The 24,663-nt window shown below is 74.3% G+C and carries 26 protein-coding genes; 18 read left to right on the plus strand and 8 right to left on the minus strand.

The window, feature by feature from the left end; all coding sequences use genetic code 11:
- The first annotated feature begins 85 nt into the window (after window positions 1-85).
- The 7 genes from VIM19_05780 to VIM19_05810 all read left to right on the plus strand — a co-directional run bounded on the left by VIM19_05780 (window position 86) and on the right by VIM19_05810 (window position 6,664).
- Complete coding sequence (locus VIM19_05780) at window positions 86-937, plus strand: SCO2322 family protein (GenBank protein ID HEY5184408.1); 852 nt, start codon at window positions 86-88, stop codon at window positions 935-937.
- The gene (locus tag VIM19_05785; GenBank protein ID HEY5184409.1) at window positions 934-2,085 is read left to right on the plus strand and encodes an energy-coupling factor transporter transmembrane component T; all 1,152 of its coding nucleotides are present in this window, start codon (window positions 934-936) and stop codon (window positions 2,083-2,085) included. Before VIM19_05780 ends, VIM19_05785 begins: the two co-directional genes overlap by 4 nt.
- Window positions 2,082-3,695, plus strand: coding sequence for an ATP-binding cassette domain-containing protein (locus VIM19_05790; GenBank protein HEY5184410.1), 1,614 nt, complete (start codon window positions 2,082-2,084; stop codon window positions 3,693-3,695). The genes VIM19_05785 and VIM19_05790 overlap by 4 nt, the downstream gene beginning before the upstream one ends.
- On the plus strand, window positions 3,647-4,498 hold the full coding sequence (locus VIM19_05795) for an ECF transporter S component (GenBank protein ID HEY5184411.1): 852 nt from the start codon (window positions 3,647-3,649) through the stop codon (window positions 4,496-4,498). The genes VIM19_05790 and VIM19_05795 overlap by 49 nt, the downstream gene beginning before the upstream one ends.
- Window positions 4,495-5,556, plus strand: coding sequence for a nicotinate-nucleotide--dimethylbenzimidazole phosphoribosyltransferase (cobT, locus tag VIM19_05800; GenBank protein ID HEY5184412.1), 1,062 nt, complete (start codon window positions 4,495-4,497; stop codon window positions 5,554-5,556). The genes VIM19_05795 and cobT overlap by 4 nt, the downstream gene beginning before the upstream one ends.
- 32 nt (window positions 5,557-5,588) lie before the next feature.
- Window positions 5,589-6,374: a hypothetical protein gene (locus VIM19_05805; protein HEY5184413.1), complete on the plus strand. Its 786-nt coding sequence runs from the start codon at window positions 5,589-5,591 to the stop codon at window positions 6,372-6,374.
- Between the two features lie 140 nt (window positions 6,375-6,514).
- On the plus strand, window positions 6,515-6,664 hold the full coding sequence (locus VIM19_05810; protein ID HEY5184414.1) for a hypothetical protein: 150 nt from the start codon (window positions 6,515-6,517) through the stop codon (window positions 6,662-6,664).
- Between the two features lie 317 nt (window positions 6,665-6,981).
- Here VIM19_05810 and VIM19_05815 read toward each other — a convergent pair whose 3' ends face one another.
- Both VIM19_05815 and gcvT read right to left on the minus strand, forming a co-directional pair.
- Entirely contained in the window at window positions 6,982-7,383 is a 402-nt protein-coding gene (locus VIM19_05815) for a cyclic nucleotide-binding domain-containing protein (protein ID HEY5184415.1), read from the minus strand.
- Between the two features lie 90 nt (window positions 7,384-7,473).
- Window positions 7,474-8,574 carry a glycine cleavage system aminomethyltransferase GcvT gene (gene gcvT / locus VIM19_05820; protein HEY5184416.1) on the minus strand — a complete coding sequence of 367 codons (1,101 nt, stop codon included), beginning with the start codon at window positions 8,572-8,574 and terminating at the stop codon, window positions 7,474-7,476.
- A 56-nt stretch (window positions 8,575-8,630) separates the two neighbouring features.
- Between gcvT and VIM19_05825 the strand changes: the two genes are divergently transcribed.
- The gene (locus tag VIM19_05825; protein ID HEY5184417.1) at window positions 8,631-10,130 is read left to right on the plus strand and encodes a leucyl aminopeptidase; all 1,500 of its coding nucleotides are present in this window, start codon (window positions 8,631-8,633) and stop codon (window positions 10,128-10,130) included.
- A 29-nt stretch (window positions 10,131-10,159) separates the two neighbouring features.
- Here VIM19_05825 and VIM19_05830 read toward each other — a convergent pair whose 3' ends face one another.
- Window positions 10,160-10,477, minus strand: a complete 318-nt coding sequence (locus VIM19_05830; protein ID HEY5184418.1) for a hypothetical protein — start codon at window positions 10,475-10,477, stop codon at window positions 10,160-10,162.
- Between the two features lie 149 nt (window positions 10,478-10,626).
- On the opposite strand from VIM19_05830, the gene lpdA reads away from it, so the two are divergent.
- The 3 genes from lpdA to VIM19_05845 are packed head-to-tail and all read left to right on the plus strand — an operon-like array spanning window position 10,627 to window position 14,709.
- Entirely contained in the window at window positions 10,627-12,015 is a 1,389-nt protein-coding gene (gene lpdA / locus VIM19_05835) for a dihydrolipoyl dehydrogenase (protein HEY5184419.1), read from the plus strand.
- Between the two features lie 48 nt (window positions 12,016-12,063).
- On the plus strand, window positions 12,064-13,800 hold the full coding sequence (gene sucB, locus VIM19_05840) for a 2-oxoglutarate dehydrogenase, E2 component, dihydrolipoamide succinyltransferase (protein ID HEY5184420.1): 1,737 nt from the start codon (window positions 12,064-12,066) through the stop codon (window positions 13,798-13,800).
- Window positions 13,801-13,815: 15 nt separating this feature from the next.
- Window positions 13,816-14,709, plus strand: coding sequence for a TIGR01777 family oxidoreductase (locus tag VIM19_05845; GenBank protein ID HEY5184421.1), 894 nt, complete (start codon window positions 13,816-13,818; stop codon window positions 14,707-14,709).
- Here VIM19_05845 and VIM19_05850 read toward each other — a convergent pair.
- Window positions 14,702-15,235, minus strand: coding sequence for a hypothetical protein (locus VIM19_05850; GenBank protein ID HEY5184422.1), 534 nt, complete (start codon window positions 15,233-15,235; stop codon window positions 14,702-14,704). The two genes, VIM19_05845 and VIM19_05850, sit on opposite strands and share 8 nt — an antisense overlap.
- 140 nt (window positions 15,236-15,375) lie before the next feature.
- Between VIM19_05850 and VIM19_05855 the strand changes: the two genes are divergently transcribed.
- Entirely contained in the window at window positions 15,376-15,561 is a 186-nt protein-coding gene (locus VIM19_05855) for a hypothetical protein (GenBank protein HEY5184423.1), read from the plus strand.
- Here the strand turns inward: VIM19_05855 and VIM19_05860 are convergent.
- Window positions 15,558-15,911, minus strand: a complete 354-nt coding sequence (locus tag VIM19_05860; GenBank protein ID HEY5184424.1) for a hypothetical protein — start codon at window positions 15,909-15,911, stop codon at window positions 15,558-15,560. The two genes, VIM19_05855 and VIM19_05860, sit on opposite strands and share 4 nt — an antisense overlap.
- 84 nt (window positions 15,912-15,995) lie before the next feature.
- Between VIM19_05860 and VIM19_05865 the strand changes: the two genes are divergently transcribed.
- Window positions 15,996-17,306, plus strand: a complete 1,311-nt coding sequence (locus tag VIM19_05865) for an NAD(P)/FAD-dependent oxidoreductase (GenBank protein HEY5184425.1) — start codon at window positions 15,996-15,998, stop codon at window positions 17,304-17,306.
- The gene (locus tag VIM19_05870; GenBank protein ID HEY5184426.1) at window positions 17,303-18,046 is read left to right on the plus strand and encodes a peptidase E; all 744 of its coding nucleotides are present in this window, start codon (window positions 17,303-17,305) and stop codon (window positions 18,044-18,046) included. The genes VIM19_05865 and VIM19_05870 overlap by 4 nt, the downstream gene beginning before the upstream one ends.
- On the opposite strand, the gene VIM19_05875 is transcribed toward VIM19_05870, so the two are convergent.
- Together VIM19_05875 and VIM19_05880 are read right to left on the minus strand one after the other, a co-directional pair.
- Window positions 18,036-19,097, minus strand: a complete 1,062-nt coding sequence (locus tag VIM19_05875) for a Gfo/Idh/MocA family oxidoreductase (protein ID HEY5184427.1) — start codon at window positions 19,095-19,097, stop codon at window positions 18,036-18,038. The two genes, VIM19_05870 and VIM19_05875, sit on opposite strands and share 11 nt — an antisense overlap.
- The gene (locus VIM19_05880) at window positions 19,094-21,472 is read right to left on the minus strand and encodes an MMPL family transporter (protein HEY5184428.1); all 2,379 of its coding nucleotides are present in this window, start codon (window positions 21,470-21,472) and stop codon (window positions 19,094-19,096) included. Before VIM19_05880 ends, VIM19_05875 begins: the two co-directional genes overlap by 4 nt.
- 87 nt (window positions 21,473-21,559) lie before the next feature.
- On the opposite strand from VIM19_05880, the gene lipB reads away from it, so the two are divergent.
- Window positions 21,560-22,216 carry a lipoyl(octanoyl) transferase LipB gene (gene lipB, locus VIM19_05885; protein HEY5184429.1) on the plus strand — a complete coding sequence of 219 codons (657 nt, stop codon included), beginning with the start codon at window positions 21,560-21,562 and terminating at the stop codon, window positions 22,214-22,216.
- Window positions 22,217-22,505: 289 nt separating this feature from the next.
- Here the strand turns inward: lipB and VIM19_05890 are convergent, their stop codons facing one another.
- Window positions 22,506-22,676: a hypothetical protein gene (locus tag VIM19_05890; GenBank protein ID HEY5184430.1), complete on the minus strand. Its 171-nt coding sequence runs from the start codon at window positions 22,674-22,676 to the stop codon at window positions 22,506-22,508.
- Window positions 22,677-22,678: 2 nt separating this feature from the next.
- On the opposite strand from VIM19_05890, the gene VIM19_05895 reads away from it, so the two are divergent.
- The 3 genes from VIM19_05895 to VIM19_05905 are packed head-to-tail and all read left to right on the plus strand — an operon-like array spanning window position 22,679 to window position 24,631.
- Complete coding sequence (locus tag VIM19_05895; GenBank protein HEY5184431.1) at window positions 22,679-22,939, plus strand: copper resistance protein CopC; 261 nt, start codon at window positions 22,679-22,681, stop codon at window positions 22,937-22,939.
- Window positions 22,936-23,883: a lipoyl synthase gene (gene lipA / locus VIM19_05900; protein ID HEY5184432.1), complete on the plus strand. Its 948-nt coding sequence runs from the start codon at window positions 22,936-22,938 to the stop codon at window positions 23,881-23,883. Before VIM19_05895 ends, lipA begins: the two co-directional genes overlap by 4 nt.
- On the plus strand, window positions 23,876-24,631 hold the full coding sequence (locus tag VIM19_05905; GenBank protein HEY5184433.1) for a lysophospholipid acyltransferase family protein: 756 nt from the start codon (window positions 23,876-23,878) through the stop codon (window positions 24,629-24,631). Before lipA ends, VIM19_05905 begins: the two co-directional genes overlap by 8 nt.
- Window positions 24,632-24,663: the final 32 nt, after the last annotated feature.

The raw sequence follows: 24,663 nt of genomic DNA on the forward strand, positions 1-24,663 counted from the left end.
CGGCCGGCTGGACGGCTGCCCTGGGCGTGCTGCTCCTGCTGGCCGGGCTCGGCCTGGTCCGGCTCACCGGCCGGAGGCCGCGGGCGTGAGGCTGCGGGTGCTCCTGGCTGCCACGGTGACGGTGCTCGCCGCCACCGTGGCGTCAGCCGCGCCCGCCGCCGCCACCTCCTACCGGTACTGGACCTACTGGCACGGCCAGGGCAGCAGCTGGACGTTCTCCAGCTACGGCCCGGCCGCCCGGCCCGCGGACGGCGCCGTCGAGGGCTGGCGGTTCGAGGTCAGCGTGGCCACCGGGTCAAGCACGCCGCCCCGCGCGGCGCCGAGTTTCGCGACGATCTGTGACACGACACCGGCCGTGGCCGACCGCAAGCGCGTGGCGCTCATCGTCGACTTCGGCACCATCGAGTCCCGGCCGCCCGGCCAGGTCCCACCGCGGGGCATCGACACCTTCTGCGCCGTCGTGCCCACGACCGCGAACGGCTACCAGGTCCTGTCGGCCTACTCCGCCTTCGCCGCGCAGGCCGGCCTGATCTGCTCGATCGCCGGGTACCCGGTCGGTGAGTGCGGGGCCCCGGTCGAGCCGGCGTCCCCCTCACCCACCGCCGCACCCCCGCGAACGACCTCGCGGCCGACCGCGGCCCCGAGCCCCACCGGCCGGGCGACCGAGGCCACACCGGTCCTGGCCACGCCCGCGGCCCAGCCCACGGCCCAGCCCACGACCCAGCCCACGGCCACCACGACCCCGACGGCCGCCCCGGATCCAGGGGTCGCGACCCGGTCAGCCCAGCCGAGCGTCGTCGCCCTGGGTCCGGGTGGGCTCCCCCCGGACACCGGCGGCTCGTCCGGCGGCGGGCTGCCGCTCGGCACCGCGGCCGGCGTGCTCCTCGTCGTCGGCCTGGCCGTGGCCGGGTTGCGGCGCGCGCGGCGGTCTCCGTGACCGGCCTGCGGACGGCGTTCCTGCCCCGACCGCTGCACCCCGGCGCGTGGTGGCTGTGGGCGATCGGGCTGGCCACCGCGGCCAGCCGGACCACCAACCCGGTGCTGCTGCTCCTGCTGGTCGCGGCGGCCGGCTACGTAGTGGCGGCCCGACGCACCCCGGCGCCGTGGTCCCGGTCGTACGCCGCGTTCCTGCGGCTGGGGCTGATCGTCATCGCGCTGCGGGTGGCCCTGCAGGTGCTGTTCGGGTCGACCGGGGCCGGGCACGTGCTGGTCACCCTGCCGGAGCTGCCGCTGCCGTCGTGGGCGGCCGGGGTGAGCCTGGGCGGCCCGGTCACCGTCGAGGACCTGCTGGCCGCGGCCTACGAGGGGCTGCGGCTGGCCACCATCCTGGCCTGTGTGGGGGCCGCCAACTCGTTGGCCAACCCCAGCCGGCTGCTGCGGGTGGTCCCCGGGGCGCTGTACGAGGTGGGCGTGGCGGTCGTGGTGGCCATGACCCTGGCGCCGCAGCTGGTCGTCGAATCCGGCCGGCTGCGCCAGGCCCGTCGGCTGCGCGGCCGCCCGGACCGCGGCCTGCGCAGCGTCGTCGGCGTGGCGCTGCCGCTGCTGGAGTCCTCGCTGGACCGCTCCCTGCAGCTGGCCGCGGCCATGGACAGCCGCGGCTACGGCCGGACGGCGGGTGTGCCGCGCGCGACCCGACGGCTGACCGGGGCACTGGTCCTGCTCGGCCTCACCGGTGCCGCCCTCGGCAGCTTCGGGCTGCTGGACGGCGGCAGCCCGCAGCTGGCCGGCCTGCCGCTGCTCGGCTGGCCGCTGCTGCTCGTCGGGATGGCCGCCGCGGTCGCCGGGTTCGCCCTGGGCGGTCGGCGGGTGGGCCGCAGCCGCTACCGCCCCGACCCGTGGGCGCTGCCGGAGTGGCTGGTCACCGCCGCCGGGGTCGGCACCGCCGTCACGTTCCTGGCCGCGGTCGCAGCCGACCCGATGGCGCTGGCCGCCCCGGTGTCCCCACCGGCGTGGCCGGGGCTGCCGCTGCTGCCGCTGGTCGGCGTCCTGCTCGCTCTGGTCCCCGCGTGGGCCGCGCCACCGGTGCCCACCGCCCGGCGATCCGCTCCGGCTCGGGTGCCGTCCTCGGAGAGGGTGCCAGCGTGATCCGCTTCGAGCAGGTGACCGTGACCTACGGCGGGCTCGACTGCCCGGTGCTGGCCGACGTGGACCTGCACGTCCCCGAGGGTGAGCTCGCGCTCGTGGTCGGCCCGACCGGCGTGGGCAAGTCGACCCTGCTGCGCTGCGTCAACGGGCTGGTCCCGCACTTCAGCGGGGGCACCCTGCTCGGCCGGGTCACGGTCGCCGGGCGGGACACCCGCACCCACCCGCCGCGGGAGCTCGCCGACGTCGTGGGCGTCGTCGGCCAGGACCCGCTCGCCGGGTTTGTCACCGACGTCGTCGAGGACGAGCTCGCCTACGGCATGGAGTCGCTGGGGCTGACCCCCCAGGTCATGCGCAAGCGGGTCGAGGAGACCCTGGACCTGCTCGGCCTGGCCGAGTTGCGGGACCGCCCGCTGCGGACCCTGTCCGGCGGCCAGCGGCAGCGGGTGGCCATCGGGTCGGTGCTCACGACGCACCCGCAGATGCTGGTGCTCGACGAGCCGACCTCCGCCTTGGACCCGGCCGCGGCCGAGGAGGTCCTGGCCGCCCTCCAGCGGCTGGTCCACGACCTCGGCCTCACCGTGCTGCTGGCCGAGCACCGGCTCGAGCGGGTGGTCCAGTACGCCGACCGGGTGGTCCGGCTGGACGGCGTGGGGCTGCCGGTGGTGTCCGGGAACCCGGCCGGGGTGCTGGCCCAGTCCGTCGTCGCGCCGCCCGTCGTCGAGCTCGGCCGGCTGGCCGGCTGGCACCCGTTGCCCCTGTCGGTGCGCGACGCCCGCCGGGCTGCCGGGCCGCTGCGGGAGCGGCTGGTCGGCCGGGCGCCGCTGCGCGCGGTCCACCCCGCGGACGGGCCCCCGGCGGCCGCGGCCCGCGACCTGGTAGTCCGGTACGGCGACGTGGTCGCGCTGCGCGGGGCCTCCCTCGCCGTCACGGCCGGGGAGGTCGTGGCCGTCATGGGCCGCAACGGGGCCGGCAAGTCGACACTGCTCAACGCCCTCGTAGGGCTCACCGTGCCCAGCGCAGGGGTGGTGCGGGTCGCGGGCGCCGACCCGGCCCAGCTGGCCGCGCGCGACCTGCTGCGCCACGCCGGGCTGGTCCCGCAGGAGCCGGCCGACCTGCTCACGGCCGAGACGGTGGCCGCGGAGTGCTCGGCGTCCGACCGGGACAGCCGGGCTGCCGCGGGGGCCACCCGCACCCTGCTCGACCGGCTGGCCCCCGGCATCGACAGCGCCACCCACCCGCGGGACCTGTCCGAGGGCCAGCGGCTGGCCCTGGTGCTGGCCCTCGTCCTGGTCGCCGAGCCGCCGCTGCTGCTGCTGGACGAGCCCACCCGCGGGCTGGATTACACCGCCAAGGCCCGGCTGGTCGGCGTGCTGCGGTCGCTGGCCGCCCAGGGGCACGCCGTGGTGATGGCCACCCACGACGTCGAGCTGGTGGCCGAGGTGGCGACCCGCACCGTGGTCATGGCCGAGGGCGAGATCGTCGCCGACGGTCCCACCGCCGAGGTGCTCGTGGCCTCGCCGGCGTTCGCCCCCCAGGTGGCCAAGGTGCTGGCCCCCGAGCCGTGGCTGACCGTCAGCGAGGTCGCCGCCGCCCTGGAGGTCGCCGGGTGAGCGCGATCCGGCTGCGCGGGCGCAGCACCCTCGCTCTGGCCCTGGTCAGCGTGGTCGGGCTGGTCGCCTTCGGCTGGCCGCTGTTCGCGGCGGCGCACAGCGGACTGGGCCACTCCGGGGACGCCCCCTGGCTGTTCGCCGTGCTGCTGCCGCTGCTGCTCGTCGTCGTCCTGGCCGAGGTGTCCGACGGCGGGATCGACGCCAAGGCGGTGGCACTGCTCGGCGTGCTGGCCGCGGTCGGGGCGGTGCTGCGGCCGCTCGGCGGCGGGGTGACCGGGTTCCAGCCGATGTTCGTGCTGCTCATCTTGGGTGGCCGGGCGCTGGGTCCCGGCTTCGGCTTCGTGCTCGGGATGGTCACGACGTTCGCCTCCGCGCTGCTCACGGGAGGGGTCGGCCCGTGGCTGCCGTTCCAGATGCTCGGGGCCGCCTGGGTCGGCCTGGGGGCGGGGCTGCTGCCGCCGCTGCGCGGTCGGGCCGAGACCTGGCTGCTGGTCGGCTACGGAGCGGCCAGCGGGATCGCCTACGGCTTCCTGCTCAACCTGTGGTCCTGGCCGTTCACCACCGGCCTGTCGTCGTCCGTCTCGTTCGTCCCCGGGGACCCGCTCGTCGCGAACCTCGGCCGGTTCCTGGCCTACTGTCTGGTGACATCCCTGGGCTTCGACATCCCCAGGGCGATCGGCAACATGGCCCTGCTCGCGGTCACCTCGGGACCGCTGCTCCGGGCCCTGCGCAGGGCGTCTCGCCGGGCGGCGTTCGGTGACCCGGTGGTGTTCGTGCCGGCACGGCTGGAGGGAGAGCGGTGAGCGAGGTCGACCTGGACGAACTGGCCCAGCGGGTCGAGTCCGCCGACCAGACGCTCGCCCAGCAGGCCCGGGACCGCCAGGCGCGGCTGCTCCGTCCGGCCGGGGCGTTCGGCCGGCTGGAGGAGGTCGCGGCCTGGGCGGCGACCGTGCAGGGCAGCTGCCCGCCGCGTCCGTTCGCCCGCCCGAGGGTCGTGGTGCTGGCCGCCGACCACGGCGTGGCCCGCCGAGGCGTGTCGGCCAACCCGCCCGAGACCACCGCCCGACTAGTCCGCTCGATCGTCGCTGGCGGCGGTCTGGTGAACGTGCTCGCCGCCCGCGCGGGGGCCTCCGTCCGGGTCGTCGACCTGGCTGTGGACGCCGACCTCGAGGACCTCCCGGTCATCGGCCACAAGGTGCGCCGCGGCAGCGACGACCTCGCCGTAGGTCCGGCCCTGTCCCGCGACGAGGCCGACCGAGCCTTGCGCGCCGGGATGGCGATCGTCGACGAGGAAGTCGACGCTGGTGCGGACCTGCTGGTCGCCGCCGACCTCGGGGTGGGGGCCACGACGCCGGCGGCGACACTCACGGCGCTGCTCACCGGCTCCGACGTCGCCCCGATGGTCGGCCGGGGCAGCGGCATCGACGACCGGACCTGGATGATCAAGTGCGCGGCCGTGCGGGACTCCGCCCGGCGTGGTCGCGAGCTGCTCCCCGACCCGATCGGTCTGCTGGCGGAGGCGGGCGGCGTCGACCTGGCCGCGACCACCGGGTTCCTCGTGCAGGCCGCGCTGCGGCGCACGCCGGTGCTGCTGGACGGCGTGGTCAGCACCGCGGCCGCGCTGCTGGCGCACCGGATCTCGTTCCGGTCCAGGGGCTGGTGGCTGGCGGGGCACCGGTCACCCGACCCCGCGCACGAGCGAGCCCTCGAGCGGCTGCAGCTGGAGCCGGTTCTGGACTTCGGGATCCGGCTCGGCACGGGGACGGGTGCCCTGCTCGCGCTGCCCGTCGTCCAGGCCGCCATCGCCGTCTTGGCCGACCTGGAGCCGGTTGACCTGAGCGCAGCGACCGGGCCGGCATGAGCCGGCCGCGAGGCAGGGGCCGGTCAGCGCTCGTGGGCGTTGGCCTGTTCCTCGTGCTGCTCGCCGGCGGCGCGGTCCTCGCGCTTACCTCGAAGGCCCAGCAGCCACCGCTCACGATGGCCATCCCCCCGCCGCTGCTGCCCGCGGCCCCGCCGCTGCGCTCACCCCACCCCGCGCCGGCCGCCACGGTCACGACCGTCGGCTACGACGTGTCGCACCCGCAGTGCGGCCGCACCCTCCCCACCGACGGCGGGTTCGCGATCGTCGGCGTCACCGGCGGCCGACCGATGTCCACGAACCAGTGCGTAGGGACCCAGCTGCGCTGGGCGGCCAACAAGCAGGGCCGCGCGGTCTACGTCAACACCGGCTACCCCGGGGTCGGCGACCCGGTCGCCTACGGCCGGGCGGTCGTCGACGACGCCGTGGCCAGGGAACGGGCCCAGTCCCCCAGCGGGACGACGGCGTGGTGGCTGGACGTCGAGACTGAGAACACCTGGGCCGGCACCACCCAGGAGAACGCAACCGTCCTGGACGCGATGGCCGCCCGGCTGCAGGAGCTCGGCGTGCGGGTCGGGATCTACTCCACGCCACAGATGTGGGAGGAGATCGCCGGTTCCTGGAGCCCCGGCCTACCGGTCTGGTACGCCATCGGTCCGGGCAGCGCGGCGCAGGCGGCGGCGGCCTGCTCCAGCGAGCTGGCCGGGTCGTCCCCCGCGCTCGTGCAGTGGGTCCAGGACACTTCGCACGATCGGCTGGACCACAACCTGGTGTGCCCCGCGTACCGGAACCGAGCGGGCGAGCTGTTCCAGCTGCGCTGACTCAGCCGAGCTCTTCCCGCACCTTGGCGGTGCCTTAGTCCGCCGTTGAGGCCCGACTCATGATCCTCTTACTCCGCCGGCCTTTCCTTGGTGCAGGCGGGAAAAGCTCGCCGGTCACCCCTCAACCGAAGGGCCACGCCATGAACTGGATCCTGCTGAACCTGCCCCTGGTCGCGCTCGCTGCCGGCCTCACCGTCATCCCGATCCTTTGGGTGACCCTCACGGAGGACGACGCCCGCAACGACGACCGCGCCGTCGCAACGGCTGGGAGTGACCGAGCCCACAGGTGATCCGCGCCACGTCCACATCGGGAAGGTCCGGTCGCTCACTATGGTTGATACAGAAGACATTTCTGCTCAGTGAAGGGTCGGTCCCGTGTCCCGCCGCGCGAAGGTTCGCATCATCGGTCGCTACTTGAAGGTCACCCAGGATGATGGGCGGACCACGTGGGCGGTGCCGAACCGCAGCTCCTGACCCGGTCGCTGCAACCGAGTCGTCCAAGGGGCGGCCGCACCACAGGCACGTCCGGGTGGTCGCCCCTTGGCCTGCCCGGCGTTCCTCAGCCCGCCTCGAGCCGGTGGTCGCCCCTTGGCCTGCCCGGCGTTCCTCAGCCCGCCTCGAGCCGATGGCGCATCGCATCCTGCAGCGCCGCCGCCACCTCCGGCCGACTGGACTGCAGCTCCTCGACGGCCGAGCCGAGGAGAACCCAGACCACCACCGGCTCGGTGGCGGTGACGGTCGCTGTCCGCCGCCGCTTGCCGAGAATGGCGATCTCGCCGAAGAAGTCGCCGGGACCGAGCTCCCTCAGCTGCTCACCCTCGTGCGTGACCGCCACCCGACCACGGTTAATGGCGTAGAAGGCGTACCCGGCTCGACCTTCGCCGACCAGGGTGCGTCCGGCGCCGTACTCCATGATGTCGAAGAGCTCCGCAAGCCCCCTGCGCTCGGCGTCCGACCGGTCGGCGAGCAGCGGCACCTTTTGCAGGTCTTCGACGGACGGGTGGTCCATGGACGTCCCTGAGGGTCAGCGGGTGATGCCCGGAGGCTGGCGGGTGCGGCGATTGTCGCGGCGCCGTGCATTCGAAGTCCAAAGAACGCGTCAGGTAGTCGTGGACGGCTGCACGAACGGCGGCTTGACCACCCGCATGGTCGAGGGACGGCCTCGGACGTCGACGACGACCTCGGTGCCCTCCTCGACGCCACGGTTCAGCAGCGCGAGGCCGATGCCCTGACGCAGGGTCGGTGAGAACGTGCCGCTGGTCACCTCGCCCAGCGGCTCGCCGGACGCCGACGCGACGGTCATGTGCGGGCGCGGGATGCCGCGGTCGAGGGACAGCAGCCCCCACAGCAGCCGGCTGGCCCCGGCGGCCCGCTCGGCCAGCAGCGCCTCACGCCCCCAGAACTCCAGCTTCGACCAGCCGACCGCCCACCCCGACCTCGCCTGCACCGGGCTGATCTGCAGCGACAGGTCCTGCCCGTGCAGCGGGTAGCCCATCTCGGTACGCAGCGTGTCCCGCGCACCCAGCCCGCACGGGCGCACACCCAGCGGCGCGCCGGCCTCGAGCAGCGCGTCCCACAGCGGGGCCGAGTCGTCCCACCGCGGCAGCAGCTCGTAGCCGTGCTCCCCGGTGTACCCGGTCCGGCACACGATGACCGGGCGGCCCTGCCACTGCGCGTCCGCGAAGGCCATGTAGGACATGTCGGTCGGCAGGCCCAGCGCGCCCAGCAGCTGGGCCGAACGCGGTCCCTGCACGGCCAGCACGCCGTACTCCTCGTGCTGGTTGGTGATCTCGATGCCCGCCGGCGCGGCGGCGACCAGCCGGCGGACCACCTCGGCGGTGTTCGCGGCGTTGGGCACCAAGAAGACGTCGTCGTCCGAACGCAGGTAGGCGATGAGGTCGTCGACCACGCCGCCGGACTCGTCGCAGGCCAGCGTGTACTGGGCCCGGCCCGCCCCGATGCGACCCAGGTCGTTGCTCAGGCACGCATTGACGAAAGCGGCCGCTCCCGCCCCCCGCACCGAGGCCTTGCCCAGGTGCGAGACGTCGAAGATGCCGACGGCCTGCCGCACCGCGGCGTGCTCCTTCAGCACCCCGCCGTCGGGGTACTCGATGGGCATCTCCCACCCACCGAAGTCGGACAGCTTCGCGCCGAGGTCGTGGTGGCGCGCGTACAGGGGAGAACGCCGAAGATCGGTCACGCCCGCAACGCTACTAGGCTGGCCGCGATCATTCCCGCCTGCCGATAGGGGTCCCCGTGCCGTCGATCAAGCTGTCCGGAACCGCTGCCTCCACATTGACCGGTGACGCCCTGGTGGTAGGCCTCGCCCAGGACGAAGCGGGACCGGTCCTAGTCGCCACCGCGGACGTCGCGCGGGCGCTGCGAAGCATGCGCGCGGTGTGGGCGCAGCTCGGCGCGACCGGCGCTCCGGACGAGGTCGTCACGGTTCCGGCACCGGCCGGCGTCGCTGCCACCACGGTGGTGGCCACCGGGTTGGGCCGGGCCGGCCGCCGCTACGAGCCGGAGGCGCTGCGGCGGGCGGCGGGCGCCGCCGCCCGGTCCCTAGCCGGCCGCTCCACCGTCGTGCTCGCCCTGCCGGCCAAGACCCCCGGCGAGATCGAGGCGGTGGCCCAGGGCGCGCTGCTCGGGGCCTACAGCTTCCACCGGTTCCGTGGCGTCTCTGCGGCCAAGGCTAAGCCGGCCGTCAAGGCGTTCGTGCTGGCCACCGACACGGCCGCGGACCGAGCCGCGAAGGCCGCGCTGTCGCACGCTCAGGTGGTCGCGGACGCCATCACGATGACCCGCGACTGGGTGAACACCCCGCCGTCCTCGTTGTACCCGCAGCTGTTCGCCGACGCCGCGGCCGCCGCTGCCAAGACGGCCGGCCTCGAGGTCACCGTCCTGGACGAGAAGGCGCTGAAGAAGGGCGGCTACGGCGGCATCCTCGGCGTCGGGCAGGGGTCGGCGCACCCGCCGCGGCTGGTCCGCATCTCCTACCGGCACCCCAAGGCGACCAAGCACCTCGCTCTCGTCGGCAAGGGCATCACCTTCGACACCGGCGGCATCTCGATCAAGCCGGCGCAGGGCATGGAGGCGATGAAGTCGGACATGGCCGGCTCCGCCGCCGTGATCTCCACGGTCATCGCCGCGGCCCGCAGCAAGGCGGTGGTCAACGTGACCGCATGGGCGCCGATGGCGGAGAACATGCCGGGCGGCAACGCCCAGCGCCCGTCCGACGTCATCTCGATCTTCGGCGGCCGCACCGTGGAGGTGCTCAACACCGACGCCGAGGGCCGGCTGATCCTCGCCGACGCCATCGTGGCCGCGGCCGCAGAGGAGCCGGACGTCGTCGTCGACATCGCGACCCTCACCGGCGCGCAGGTCGTCGCCCTGGGCACCCGGACCTCGGCGATCATGTCCAACAACGACAGCCTGCTCAAGCAGGTGCACGACGCGTCGCAGCGGGCCGGCGAGGTGATGTGGCCGATGCCGCTGCCCGAGGAGCTACGCAAGGGCCTGGACTCCACGGTCGCCGACATCGCCAACGTCGACTGGGGCCGCAAGGGCGGCATGCTCTCGGCCGGCACGTTCCTGCGCGAGTTCGTGCCGAACGGGCGGCGGTGGGCGCACCTCGACATCGCCGGGCCGTCGTACAACGAGGCGGCGCCGTACGGCTACACCCCCAAGGGCGGCACCGGCGCCGGCGTGCGCACCATGCTGCAGCTGGCCGAGGACCTCGCCGACGGCCGACTCTGACCCTCCCCGTTCGCGCTGTTCCGGAGGGGCTAGCGGTTGCGGTGACGGGCGTTCCAGTCCCGCATCCGTTGCGGGTACCCGACGACCGCCGCGTCGTAGGACGGGACGCCGAGCCCGTTGGCCCACTCGTGCGCGACCTTGGGCGAGGGCACCCGGCGGCGGGTCCACTCCCCCGTGCTGGCCACCAGCAGCAGGGTCGTCTCGGTGACCGCCGTCTGCGGCTCGACGAACGCCTCCACCCCGGTGTGACCGGCCACGAACCCCTCGAGGTGACGGCGGTCCTCCGAGCCGGCTCGTCGCTGCGTGCCAGGCCGGCTCTTGCCGCGCCAGCGCCCGAGCAGTCGCACCTCACACCCCTTCCAACGCACCCGCCGACCCCGTCGGCGCACCCGCCGAGCCTAGGTCCGGTGGCAGATGTCCTCCAGTTGCCGCACCGTGGTGGAGTGGTGCGAGGATGACCCGAGCACAGCCGACCGGACCCAGGCAAGGAGACTCCGTGGCCGACCCCACAGGCAGCACGTTCGACATCGTCATCCTCGGTGGCGGCAGTGGGGGCTACGCCACAGCACTGCGTGCCGCCGAGCTCGGACTGTCGGTGGCCCTGATCGAGAAGGACAAGGTCGGCGGCACCTGCCTGCACTACGGCTGCATCCCGACCAAGGCGCTGCTGCACGCCGCGGAGATCGCCGACGCGGCCCGCGACAGCGAGCAGTTCGGCATCAAGGCCACCTTCGACGGCGTGGACATGGCCGGCGTGCACGCCTACAAGGACGGCGTGGTCAGCCGGCTGCACAAGGGCCTGCAGGGACTGGTGAAGAGCCGCGGCGTCACCTACGTCGAGGGTGAGGGCCGGCTGGTCTCGCCGACCACCGTCCGCGTCGGCGACACCGACTACACCGGCCGCACCGTCGTGCTGGCCACCGGCTCCTATGCCCGGTCGCTGCCCGGCCTGGAGATCGACGGCGGCCGGGTCATCACGAGCGACCACGCACTGCGCCTCGACTACGTGCCCCGCTCGGCCGTGGTCCTGGGCGGCGGGGTGATCGGCGTCGAGTTCGCCAGCGTGTGGCGCTCGCTGGGCGCCGAGGTCACCATCGTCGAGGCGCTGCCGCACCTGGTGCCGGCCGAGGAGGAGGCCAGCTCCAAGCTGCTCGAGCGGGCGTTCCGCAAGCGCGGCATCGCGTTCGAGCTTGGCGCCCGGTTCAGCGCCGTCGAACACACTGCTTCCGGCGTGCGGGTGTCCCTGGAGAACGGCAAGACCTTCGACGCCGACCTGCTGCTCGTCGCGGTGGGGCGTGGCCCGCGCTCGCAGGGCCTCGGGTACGAGGAGGCCGGCATCGCGATGGAGCGCGGCTTCGTCACCGTCGACGAGTTCTGCCGCACGAGCGTTCCCGGCGTGTACGCCGTCGGCGACCTCATCCCGACCCTGCAGCTCGCGCACGTCGGATTCGCGGAGGGCATCCTGGTCGCCGAGCACGTCGCCGGGCTCAACCCGCGCCCGATCGACTACGACGGGGTGCCGCGGATCGCCTACTGCGACCCGGAGGTCGCGTCGGTGGGGATCACCGAGGCCACCGCGAAGGAGCGCTACGGCGAGGACAAGGTCAAGACCCTGGTCTACGACCTCGGCGGCAACGGCAAGAGCCAGATCCTCAAGACCGCCGGCGCGGTGAAGCTGGTGGCCCTGGCCGACGGCCCGGTCGTCGGCGTCCACATGGTCGGCGCCCGGGTCGGCGAGCTGCTGGCCGAGGGCCAGCTGATTTACAACTGGGAGGCGTACGCCGACGACGTCGCCAGCCTGATCCACCCGCACCCGACGCAGTCGGAGGCGCTCGGCGAGGCGCACCTGGCGCTGGCCGGAAAGCCCCTGCACGTGCACGGCTGATGCTGATCCAACCCGAACCACGGACGACGATTCGAGGAGTCAACTCGCATGGCGGTCTCTGTCACGATGCCCCAGCTCGGCGAGAGCGTGACCGAGGGCACGGTCACCCGCTGGCTCAAGCAGGAGGGAGACACCGTCCAGGCCGACGAGCCGCTGCTGGAGATCTCCACCGACAAGGTGGACACCGAGATCCCGGCCCCAGCCTCCGGCGTCCTCGAGCGGATCGTCGCCCACGAGGACGACGTCGTCCTCGTGGGCGGCGAGCTGGCCGTCATCGGTGACGGCTCCGGCGCGTCGGCACCCGTGGCCGCAGCTGCCGCAGCTGCCGCCGCTGCTGAGCCCGCACCAGCGCCGACCCCTTCCCCGGCTCCCGAGCCCGTCGCCGTCTTTGCCGCCGTCGCGCCCGCCGCTGCGGCGGCGCCGGTTCCCGCGGCCGCTCCTGCCGCGACCAGCGGTACCCCCGTGGTGCTGCCCCAGCTCGGCGAGAGCGTGACCGAGGGCACCGTGACCCGCTGGCTCAAGCAGGTCGGCGACACCGTCCAGGCGGACGAGCCGCTGCTGGAGATCTCCACCGACAAGGTGGACACCGAGATCCCGGCCCCGGCATCCGGTGTGCTGCTGTCGATCGCCGTCGGCGAGGACGAGACGGTGCCGGTGGGCGCCGAGCTCGGGGTCATCGGCACGGCCGGGGCCGTGCCGGCCGCCGCTCCCGCCCCTGCCCCCGCCCCCGTACCCGCCCAAGCCCCGGCCCCCGCCCCCGAGCCGGTCGCTCCCGCCCCGGTCCCGGCGGCCGTGGCCGCCGCGGCGGAAGCCTCCGAGGCCGAAGGCTCCGAGCCGACCTACCTGACCCCGCTGGTCCGCAAGCTGGCCGCCGAGCACGGCGTCGACCTGGCCACGGTCACCGGCACCGGGCTGGGCGGACGCATCCGCAAGCAGGACGTGCTGGCGGCCGCCGAGGCGGCCAGGGCCGCCGCCGCCAGCCGGGCGGCGGCAGCAGCAGTGCCCGCCGTGGCGCCCGCTCCGACCGCAGCCGCCGCCGCCCCGGCCGCAGCGGCGTCCCCGCTGCGGGGCCGCACCGAGAAGATGTCCCGGCTGCGGCGGATCATCGCCGAGCGGATGGTCGAGTCGCTGCACACCGCCGCGCAGCTGACCACGGTGGTCGAGGTAGACGTCACCCGCATCGCCGCGCTGCGCAACCGGGCCAAGGCCGACTTCGAGCACCGCGAGGGCGTCAAGCTCACCTTCCTGCCGTTCTTCGCCAAGGCCAGCGTCGAGGCGCTCAAGGCCCACCCCAGCGTCAACGCCGGCATCGACACCGCGGCCGGGACGATCACCTACCACGACGCGGAGCACCTCGGCATCGCCGTCGACACCGAGCGTGGCCTGCTGGTGCCGGTCATCCGCGACGCCGGCGACCTCAACATCGCCGGGCTGGCCCGCCGCATCGCTGACCTCGCCGAGCGCACCCGCACCAATGCCATCAGCCCGGACGAGCTGTCCGGCGGTACCTTCACCATCACCAACACCGGCAGCCGCGGCGCGCTGTTCGACACCCCCATCATCAACCAGCCGCAGGCCGCCATCCTCGGCACCGGCGCGGTGGTCAAGCGCCCCGTCGTCGTCGCCGACGCGGACGGCAACGAGAGCATCGCCGTCCGGTCGATGGCCTACCTGGCCCTCACCTACGACCACCGCCTCGTGGACGGCGCGGACGCCACCCGCTTCCTCACCACCATCAAGGACCGGCTCGAGGGTGGCTCCTTCGAGGCCGACCTGAGCGTCTAGGCGGTGGTCGCGCCGGTGAGCCCGCTGCGGATCGCCGTCACCGGGGCCTCCGGGCTGATCGGGACGGCGCTCGTCGCCCACCTGCGCGCCCAGGGGCATCAGGTACTGCGGCTCGTCCGGCGGCCAGCCGGCGCCGCGGACGAGATGACCTGGGACCCGGCCGCCGGGAGGGTGGACCTCGGCCGGCTGGCCGGGGTCCAGGCCGTCGTGCACCTCGCCGGGGCCGGAGTGGGCGACCACCGGTGGACGACGGCCTACCGCGCGGTGATCCTGGACAGCCGGGTCCAGGGCACCGGCACCATCGCTCGGGCGGTCGCCGAGCTCGACCCAGCCCCCGCCGTCCTGGTCTCGGCGTCCGCGATCGGGTTCTACGGCGACACCGGGGACCGCGTCGTCGACGAGACGGCTCCGCGAGGCACCGGGTTCCTGGCCGAGGTGGTCGAGGCGTGGGAGGCCGCCGCGGAGCCAGCCCGGGCGGCCGGCGTCCGGGTGGTGCACCCGCGCAGCGGCTTGGTGATGGCCAGGTCGGGCGGCGCCTGGGCTCGGATGCTGCCGCTGTTCCGGCTCGGGCTCGGCGGCCGGCTCGGCAACGGCCGGCAGTACTGGAGCTACATCACCCTCGAGGACGAGGTCCGCGCGCTGACCCACCTGCTGGACTCCGAGCTCGCCGGCCCGGTCAACCTGACGGCGCCCAACCCGGCCACCAACGCCGAGATCACCAAGGCCATGGGCGTGGCCCTGCACCGCCCCGCGCTGCTGCCGGTCCCGGCGATCGCGCTGAAGACCGTGCTGGGCGAGTTCTCCTCGGAGGTGCTCGGCAGCATCCGGGTACGGCCGACCCGGCTGGTGGCCGACGGCTTCACGTACCGGCACCCCGACCTGGTCAGCGCGGTCGCCACCGTCAGCTGACCCCGGTGTCCGGTCGCGCGGCGACTACTCCCCATCCGGCGTCAACCACCCAGGACAGCTCCACCTGCCAGGCGCTGCGAGCGCGCGCGTTGAAGCGTTGAACGACCCGGCCGGGGCCGTCGACCAGCTCCCAGGGCGGCAGCTCGTCGACCACCCGCAGCACCGCCTCCTGTGCGTCCGCGCTGAGCACCTCGACCGCGTGCACGAGCGGGGCCCAGCCCCTCGCCACGGCCGCGGTGCGCCGCAGCGCGTCGACGGCCTGCCGGTCCCGGGCCTCGGCCGCCGACCCCGGGACGTCGGCTACGGCCAGCGGCCCGGGGTCCCCCGCGGCGAAGGCCCGTCCCCTGGCCGCGTCCGCGGCCCGCAGAACAGCAGTCCAGTCCAGCGCGGCCGGCCCGACCACCGGCTCCGCAGCGGGTTCGGCGGGCACCTCGGCGGGCACCGCCGCCAGCACCGCGGCGGCGCCGGGGGCCGCGAGCCGTGCCCACGCCGTCCCGGCCGCAACCGCCAGGCCGGCCACCGCCACCAGCAGTACCAGCGGTCGGGCGAACCGGGGCGGCCGGGACTGCCGCCGACCGGCAGCGGCTCGGCCGGGCCGAGCCGGGCCAGCCGACGCTGCAGCTCCACCGCCGAGGGTGGCTGCGCCGTCACCGACACGAGCAGGTCGTGCAGCGGCCCGTCGGCGGCCGACAGCCGGGCGTGGAGCAGCCCGACCAGCGCCCGGACGTCGTCCTCGGGGTCGCCGCCAACCGGCCCGCGCAGCAGCGCGAAGCCGTCCAGCAGCGGGCGGCCGGATGCCGCCACCAGGGCACGTCCGCCGCGGCGAGTCCCGGCAGCCGGAGCCCGGCCTAGTGCACCGCAGCGACCGCCGCGGCGAGCGGCAACGCGAGCGAGAGCAGCTGCCCCGCCGAGAGGCCGCCGCCGGACCCACCCAGCTGGTCCAGCCGCTCCCCCGCCACGAACGGGACGACAACCCAGGACCGGCCATGGACGTCGGAGAGCACCCGGGGTGCGAGCAGGTGCGGGTGCAACGGCCACGAGTCGGGCGGCGGGACGCGCGGGCGGCTCGTCGGGCGGGCCCGCAGCACCACCCACCGCCCGGCGGACAGGTCACGGGCCAGCCACCCGACCACGGGATCCCCGGGGTCGACCGGCCGCCCCACGACCAGGCCGTCCAGGGTCGGAGCGTCGGATGCTGGCATGCGTCCAGGGTGCCGCGACGCCATGATCGTCCGCTCGCGCCGTCCACAGGCACGCGGCACCGACGACCGGTAGGTTGGCCGCTCGTGAGCCTCACCCCAACCACCGATGTGATCGTGGTCGGGGCCGGGCTCGCCGGGCTGGCCGCGGCGGTCCGGCTGGCCGGCGCCGGCCTGGACGTGACGGTGCTGGAGGCCGGAGACGACGTGGGTGGCCGGGTTCGCACCGACCACGTCGACGGGCTGCTGCTGGACCGCGGCTTCCAGCTGTACAACCCGGCCTACCCGGAGGGCCGACGGGTGCTCGACCTCGACGCGCTCGACCTGCGCCCGTTCAGCCGCGGCATGCTTGTGGCCATCGGCGGACGCCGCTACCGCCTGGCCGACCCGCGACGGCACCCGTCCTGGGCGGTGCCCACGCTTCGCGCACCCGTGGGCAGCACCGCCGAGAAGCTGCGGCTGGCCCGGTACGCCCTGCGCTGCGCCCAGGCACCGGTCGCCGAGCTGCTCGCGAGGGACGACCTGCCGGCGGTGCAGGCGCTGCGCGACGCGGGGGTGGGCGACCGGCTAATCGAGACCGTGCTGCGGCCGTTCCTGGCCGGTGCCCTGCTCGAGGGCGACCTGGCCACCTCGCGCCGGTTCCTCGACCTGCTGCTGCGCATGTTCGTCCGCGGCACCCCCTCGGTGCCGGCCGACGGCATGGGCGCGATCCCGAGGCAGCTGGCCGCTCGGCTGCCCGACGGTGTGGTCCGGCTGTCCACCACGGTGCGATCGGTGGGGCCCCGCCAGGTGACCACCGACGCCGGCACCCTCGCGGCCAGGGCCACGGTGGTGGCGACCGACCCGGTGACGGCCGGCCGGCTGCTGCCCGGCCTGGCGGTCCCCGCCATGCACGCGGTGACAACCTGGTACCACCTGTCCCACCTGCCCGCAGACCGGCTCTCCGACGGCGAGCCGGTGCTGGTCATCGACGGCCAGCGCCGCGGCCCGGTGGTCAACACCGCGGTGCTCACCCACGCCGCGCCCGGCTACGCCAGCGACGGTCGGGTGCTGGTCGCCTCGTCCTCGATCGGCGTGCACGACGACGGCGAGAAGGACGTCCGCGGCCACCTCGGGCTGCTCTACGGGGTGGACACCCGCGGCTTCGAGCCGGTGGCCACCTACCCGGTGGCGGCGGCACTGCCCGCGATGCCTCCACCGCACGACTTCCAGTCGCCCGTCCGGCTCACCGACGGGCTCTACGTGTGCGGCGACCACCGCGACTCCTCCTCGATCCAGGGCGCCCTCGTGTCCGGCCGCCGGGCCGCGCACGCCGTCCTGACCGACCTCGACATCCCCCTCGACATCCCCCTCGGCATCCCCCTCGACGTCGACCAAGGCCCGGAGCGACGCCCATGACCGCACCCACCCCGCGCATCCTGGCCGCCAGCGGCGGTTTCGTGCCCACCGACCGCTGGTCGGTCGCCCAGCCGGGCGGGCTGATGAAGGAGGCGCTGCGGCTGACCGGCAAGGACCGGCCCAAGGTGACGTTCGTGCTGACCGCAAGCGGTGACGACCGCGGCTACCTGACCCGCATGTACGGCGCCTTCCGCGGCTGGTCGGTCGACGTCTCCCACCTCGAGCTGTTCACCATGCCGAACACCGACCCGCGTGAGCACCTGCTCGGTCAGGACCTGGTGTGGGTGGGCGGCGGCTCGGTGGCCAACCTGCTCGCGGTGTGGCGGGTGCACGGCCTGGACGACGTGATGCGGGAGGCCTGGGAATCCGGCGTGCTGCTGGGCGGCGTGAGCGCCGGCTCGATCTGCTGGCACGTCGGTGGTCCCACCGACTCCTTCGGGCCGACCCTGCGGCCGGTCGCCAACGGGCTCGGCCTGCTGCCCTTCGGCAACGGTGTCCACTACGACTCCGAGGCGCAGCGCCGGCCGCTGCTGCACCGGCTGGTCGCCGAGCAGGTGCTGCCCGTCTCCTACGCCACCGACGACGGCACCGGCGTCCTGTACGAAGGCCCCGAGCCGGTCGCTGTGATCACCGACACCGAGCAGGACCCGCAGACCGGGTCGGCCGCCTACCGGGTGGAGCGGGGTCCCGACGGCGCCGCGGTCGAGACCCGGCTCGCGCCGGGGCCGATCAGCGGCTGACCTCCGGGGGTTCGACGACCTGCCGGCTCGCGGCCGAGGCCCGGGCCGCCTCGATCACCGTGAGCGTCCGGACGGCGTCCCACGGGTCGACCGGCACCGGTCCCTCACCGCGCACCGCGGCGGCCACGGCCGGGTAGAACGTGTCCCACCGGCCGCGCTCGGCGGGCACCGGCTCGGACTCCTCGCCCCGGACCAGCCGGCCCCACCGCTGCCGCGGCTCCACCCCCCAGGTGTCGTCTGCGGGCCGCGCGCCGGCGCTCAGGGCGTCCTCCTGGCCGTCCAGTCCGTCGACGACGAACGCGCCTCCGGTGCCGAGCACCCGCAGCCGCGGGCCCGGCGCCCCGGCCAGCGCGCCCATCCACAGCTGGGAGCGGACGCCGCTGGCGTGCTCGAGCGCGACGAACACGTCGTCGTCCGCGATCCCGCGCCGCGCGTCCACCTCGGCGTACACCCGGACGGCGGGGCCGAACAGGTGCAGCGCCTGGTCGACCAGGTGGCTGCCGAGGTCGAGGGCCAGCCCGCCGCCCTGCTCGGCCGGCAGCGCCTCCCGCCACGAGCCGGGCTTCGGCTCCGGCCGCCAGCGCTCGAACCGCGACTCGTAGCGCAGCACGTCCCCCAGCTCGCCGTCGGCAAGCAGCCGGCGCAGCGTCAGCTGGTCGGAGTCCCACCGACGGTTCTGGAAGACCGTGAGCGGCACCGCCGCGTCGGCAGCCGCCTCGACCAGTCGCCGCGCGTCGGCCGCGGTCAGCGCCAGTGGCTTGTCCACGACCACGGGCCGACCGGCCGCCACGGCCCGTAGTCCCAGGGGCAGGTGCGCGTCGTTGGGAGTGGCCACGACCAGCAGCGCCCAGTCGTCGCGGTCGAACAGCTCGTCGGCCGTGCCGAGCAGGGTGACTCCCGGGTGGGCGGCCGCCGCCTGCGCGGCGCGCTCCGGGTTCGAGGTCACGACGTGGGTGAGGGCCAGCCCGGGGGCCGCGGTCACCAGGGGGCCGTGGAACACCCGTCCCGCCAGGCCGTAGCCCACGAGCGCGACCCGCAGGTCGGCAGTCACGACACCCTCCGCGCCAGCGCGCTCGGCCACCAGATCCTCCGGTCAACGTCATACATCAGGGCAGGCACCAGCAGGGAGCGCACCACCATCGTGTCGAGCAGCACGCCGAACGCCACCGCGAACCCGAGCTCGGCGAGGAAGACCAGCGGCAGCGTGGCGAGCACCGAGAACGTACCGGCCAGCACAAGGCCGGCGCTGGTGATCACGCCACCGGTCACGGTGAGCGCCTTGAGCACCCCGGGCCGGGTGCCGACGAGCTGCGTCTCCTCGCGCACCCGGGTCATCAGGAAGATGTTGTAGTCCACCCCGAGCGCCACCAGGAAGACGAACGAGAACAGCGGGAACGAGGTGTCCGCGCCGGCGAAGTGGAACACGTGGTTGAACACCACCGCACAGACCCCCAGCGTGGCCGCGAACGACAGCACCACGGTGAGGACCAGCAGGAACGGGGCCAGCAGCGCCCGCAGCAGCAGCGCCAGGATGAAGAAGATCACCGCCAGCACGATCGGGATGATCACCGCCCGGTCCCGGCGGGACGCCTGCTGGGTGTCGTAGTTGATCGCCGTGAAACCGCCGACCTTGGCGTCCGCCCCGGGCACCGCGTGCACGGCCGTGCGCAGCGCCTGGACGGTCTGCTCGGCCGCCAGCGAGTCCGACGCCGACGTCAGGGTGGCCTGGAACTGCACCAGCCCGTCCACCACCTTGGGAGTCGTGGCCGGCGGGGCGGTGCCCGTCGACTGGCCGGCCGTCTGGGCGGTGTACGGGACGATCGTGGCGATGCCCGGCACGGTCTTGGCTGCGGCGACGATCGCGTCGGCCTGGTCGGCGTTGCCGATGATGATCGCCGGGCTGCCCGAGCCGGCCGGGAAGTGCAGGCCCAGCTGCTGCTGCCCCAGCACCGAGTCGACCTTCTTGGTGAACGCGTCGCTCTGCGAGATGCCGTCCGCCTTGAGCGTGGTGACGAAGAACGCGGCGACGAGCAGCACCAGCGTGGTGGTCACCCAGGTGCGCCGCGGGTGGCGTCCCACCCCGGCCGCGACCTTGGACCAGATCCCGGACAGCTTCTCGTCGTGCTCGTCGTGCCGCGGGACCTTCGGCCAGAAGCCCCAGCGGCCGGCCGGCCAGCCGGCGAAGAACGCCCAGCGCGGCGGGGCGGCGGCCCGGCGGGCCCGCACCCCCAGGACGAACCCGCCGACGACGAGCAGCAGCGCCAGGCCGGCCGCGGCGCCGCCAGGCAGCCCGAGCGCGAAGAGCACCCCGAACAGGACGCCGGTCAGCAGCAGCCCGGCCACCGCGGACGGCATGACAAGCAGCGCGGGCAGGAAGGTGAGGCTGGCCAACAGCGCGCACACGATGCCGATGGCCGCGACCGGGCCGGTCGACTTGTTGGAGTTCAGCTCGGAGAACAGCAGGCACAGCAGGCCGACCGTGACGGTCGCGGCGGAGGCGACCAGGGGCTCAAGCACGCCGCGCCAGGCCACCTTCATCGCGTCGAAGTGGCTCTCGTAGCGGTGCAGCTCCTCCCGGTAGCGGGCGACGAGCAGCAGTGCGTAGTCGGTCCCTGCGCCGAAGACCAGCACGGTGAGGATGCCCTGGCTCTGGCCGTTGAGGGTGAGCACGTCGTTCTTCGCGAGCAGGTACACGACGCCGCTCGCCGCGGTCAGCGCGAACCCCGCGGACATCAGCGGGATGACCCACAGGAACGGGCTGCGGTAGACCAGGATGAGGATCAACGCCACGACCAGGGCGGTGATGCCCAGCAGGGTGGTGTCCAGCGACCCGAACACCGAGAACAGGTCGGCGAGCAGCCCACCCGGGCCCGTGACGTGCGCCTCCAGCCCCGAGCCCTGGGGCAGCGCAGCGCGGACGCTCTCCACCGTCCGCAGGATCGGGGACTTGCCGTCGGACATCGGCTGGCTGACCTTGTCCGAGTCCAGCGGCACCCCGATGAGCACGGCCTTGCCGTCCGCTGACGGGATCGGGACGATCGGGCCTGGGACGGCGTAGTCGGCCACCGTCTTGTCGTCGCCCACCTCGATGCCCGGCAGCTCGGCCACGAACGCGGCGATCGCCTTCCGGTCAGCTGCGGTGATCCCCGAGTCCCGGCTGAAGACCACGAACATCGGCAGCTCGGCCCGCGCGGCGAACTTCGCCTGCAGCTCGTTGACCTCGGTGGACTCGGCCGAGGCCGGCAGGAACGACGCGTTGTCGTTCTTCTGCACCGAGCTGAGCTGTCCGGACAGGGGCCCGAGGAGACCGCCGAGCGCGAACCAGACGACCAGCGCGACGGCGGACCACAGGAACGGACGCCGGGGACGGCGCTCGGCCGGGTTCGCCGGGGAGGGGGGCGCGACGGGTGGTGCGGGCGCGGACAACCGGGGCTCCTTCATCGGTCGTGGGCGAGGGGTGCCTGGGCTGATCATCCCCGTCGGAGAGTAAATCCGCACGACTACTGTGGTGCCGTGTCCTCCCCCACCGCCGTCCATCTCGGCTTCGGTCCTGACGCCGTCCCGTACCAGCGGACCTGGGACGAGCAGCGGCGCGTGCACCGCGAGGTGGCCGAGGGCCGCCAGGGTGACACCGTGCTGCTGCTGGAGCACCAGGCGGTCTACACCGCCGGCAAGCGCACCGAGCCGTGGGAGCGCCCGGTCGACGGCACCCCCGTGGTCGACGTCGACCGCGGCGGCAAGATCACCTGGCACGGGCCCGGCCAGCTGGTCGGCTACCCGATCCTGCGGCTGCCCGACCCGGTCGACGTGGTCGCGCACGTGCGCCGGATGGAGCGGCTGCTCGGCGCTGTCTGCGCCGACCTGGGGCTGGCCACCACCCCGGTCGAGGGTCGTAGCGGCGTGTGGGTGCCTGCCGACGAGCGCGGCCCGGACCGCAAGGTGGCCGCCATCGGGGTCCGGGTCGCCCGTGGCGTGACCATGCACGGGTTCGCGCTGAACTGCGACTGCGACCTGGCCGCGTTCGGCACGATCGTGCCCTGCGGGATCACCGACGCGGGCGTCACCTCGCTGAGCAAGGAGCTCGGCCGCACGGTCACCGTGCAGGACGCGCTGCCGCTCCTCGAGGCCCGGCTCGCGCAGCTGACGGAGCTGGTCCCGAGCGCCGGGTGAGCGTCGCAGGCGGGGCCACAGGCTCTTGCGCTGCCGCCATCCGGGAATGATGAGTTCGAGCGAGTCGCCGACCTTGCGCAGCGCACCTGACCCGGAAGTGCTTGAGCTCGCCGCCGGCCAGGTCGCGTTCCTGTCGGGCGGCCCAGGTGACGTTCCTGTCATGACCGGCTGCAGCGGCCCGGCCGTGGCGTCCCTCGCATGGCCGGACACCGGCGAGGGGGCGTGCGGCGCACCGCCGCCACGAGCCTGGCCGCCGGTGCGCTACGGCGGTCGTCGTGCTGCTCGCCGCTCAGCCCGCGTGGGCGCACTCCTCGCTGGTGTCCGGCTCCCCCTCCCCCGGCTCGGCGGTCACCGCGCTGCCGGCCGTCGTCCGGTTCACCTTGGACCTGCCGGTCCTGCCGGACAGCGCCCAGCTCGTGGTCAGGGCCCGGACGGCGTGGACCCGCAGCGGGCGCCCCACGGGTGACGGACACCGTGGTCGAGGTACCGGTCCGGCCAAGCTCCGCCCCGGGCCGCTACCAGATCGGCTGGCAGCTGGTGTCCGCTGACGGGTCCCCCGCGATCGGCGCCTACGCGTTCGTGCTCGGCGCGGCCGCCGAGCGCCGGTCCGACGGCAGCCCACGGCCGGTTCTGCTGGCCGCCGGGGCGGGGGTCCTGGGACTGCTCGAAATGGCCGTCGCCCGGCGCCGACGGGCGGGCGCCGCGAGTACGCTGGCCGGGTGACCGTCGCCGCCGAAGGCCGCCGCCTGCTGCGGCTCGAGGTTCGAAACGCCGAGACCCCGATCGAGCGCAAACCGCCGTGGATCAAGACCCGGCTGCGCACCGGACCGCAGTACACCGAGCTCAAGGGCCTGGTGCAGGACGAGGGCCTGCACACGGTGTGCGAGGAGGCCGGCTGCCCCAACATCTTCGAGTGCTGGGAGGACCGCGAGGCGACCTTCCTCATCGGCGGCGACCAGTGCACCCGGCGCTGCGACTTCTGCCAGATCGATACCGGCAAACCGGCCCCGCTGGACCGGGACGAGCCGCGTCGGGTCGCCGAGTCGGTACAGACCATGGGGCTGCGCTACGCCACCATCACCGGGGTCACCCGCGACGACCTCGACGACGAGGGCGCCTGGCTGTACGCGCAGACCGTGCGGGCCATCCACGAGCTCAACCCGGGCACCGGGGTGGAGCTGCTCACCCCCGACTTCTCCGGCCGGCCCGAGCTGCTCGCCCAGGTCTTCGACGCCGCTCCGGAGGTGTTCGCGCACAACCTGGAGACGGTACCGCGGATCTTCCGCCGGATCCGTCCCGGGTTCCGCTACGAGCGGTCGCTCGAGGTCATCGCCGCCGGGAGGGCCGCCGGAATGGTGACCAAGTCGAACCTGATCCTGGGCATGGGCGAGACCCGCGCGGAGGCCGTCGCCGCGCTCGCCGACCTACACGACGCCGGCTGCGACTTGGTGACCATCACCCAGTACCTGCGACCGAGCCCGCGCCACCACCCGGTGGAGCGGTGGGTGGAGCCGGCCGAGTTCGACGAGCTGGCCGCCGAGGCCATGGCGATGGGCCTCCTCGGCGTGATGAGCGGCCCGCTGGTGCGCTCGTCGTACCGGGCCGGGCGGCTGTTCCAGCAGGCCGTGGCCGCCCGGAGCGACGCGGGAGCGGCCCGGCATGGCTGACTGGGTCTATCCGCCGGTCATCGCGGTGGCCCGGACGGTGTTCGTCGGCCTCGGGCTGACCTTCGACATCACCGGCGAGGAGCACGTCCCCCGCCACGGCGGCGCGATCATGGCGATCAACCACGTCGGCCTGCTCGACTTCACCTTCGCCGGCCTGGCGGCCCAGCCTTCGAAGCGGTTCGTCCGGTTCATGGCCAAGGAGGCGATCTTCGAGCACTGGGCTGGCGGTCCGCTGATGCGCGGCATGCACCACATCTCGGTGGACCGGTCGGCCGGTGCCTCCTCGTACGCCGCTGCGCTGCGGGCGCTGAAGGACGGCGAGGTGATCGGGGTCTTCCCGGAGGCGACGGTCTCCCCGTCCTGGGAGCTGCTGCCGTTCAAGAACGGCGTGGTCCGGATGGCCGCCGCCACCGGCGTCCCGGTCCTGCCGACGGTGCTGTGGGGCTCCCAGCGGGTGCTCACGCACGGCCACCGCCGCAAGGCCAACCTGGAGCGGATCCCGATCAGCATCGACGTGGGCACCCCCCTGCAGGTCGGCCGCCGGGACGACCCTGCCGTCGTGCTCGACCAGCTACGGGACCAGATGGAGCAGATGCTGCACGCGGCCCAGGAGCGGTACCCGGTCAAGCCGAAGCCCGGCGAGCACCCCTGGTGGCTGCCGGCCCGCCTGGGGGGCAGCGCGCCCACGCCCGCGGAGGGCGAGGCGATGGTGGCGCACCGCCGGGAGGGCCGCCCGTCGGCCTCCTGACCTGGCGCGTTCGGACGACGCCGCCCGGCCCC

The organism is Actinomycetes bacterium, assembly GCA_036510875.1.
In the GTDB taxonomy this organism is placed as follows: domain Bacteria; phylum Actinomycetota; class Actinomycetes; order Prado026; family Prado026; genus DATCDE01.

Coding starts and splice junctions, on each gene's coding strand:
- sucB (HEY5184420.1), top strand. CDS start 12,064: ATGGCGGTCTCTGTCACGATGCCCCAGCTCGGCGAGAGCGTGACCGAG.
- VIM19_05815 (HEY5184415.1), bottom strand. CDS start 7,383: ATGGACCACCCGTCCGTCGAAGACCTGCAAAAGGTGCCGCTGCTCGCC.
- VIM19_05860 (HEY5184424.1), bottom strand. CDS start 15,911: ATGCCAGCATCCGACGCTCCGACCCTGGACGGCCTGGTCGTGGGGCGG.
- VIM19_05870 (HEY5184426.1), top strand. CDS start 17,303: ATGACCGCACCCACCCCGCGCATCCTGGCCGCCAGCGGCGGTTTCGTG.
- VIM19_05810 (HEY5184414.1), top strand. CDS start 6,515: ATGAACTGGATCCTGCTGAACCTGCCCCTGGTCGCGCTCGCTGCCGGC.
- VIM19_05905 (HEY5184433.1), top strand. CDS start 23,876: ATGGCTGACTGGGTCTATCCGCCGGTCATCGCGGTGGCCCGGACGGTG.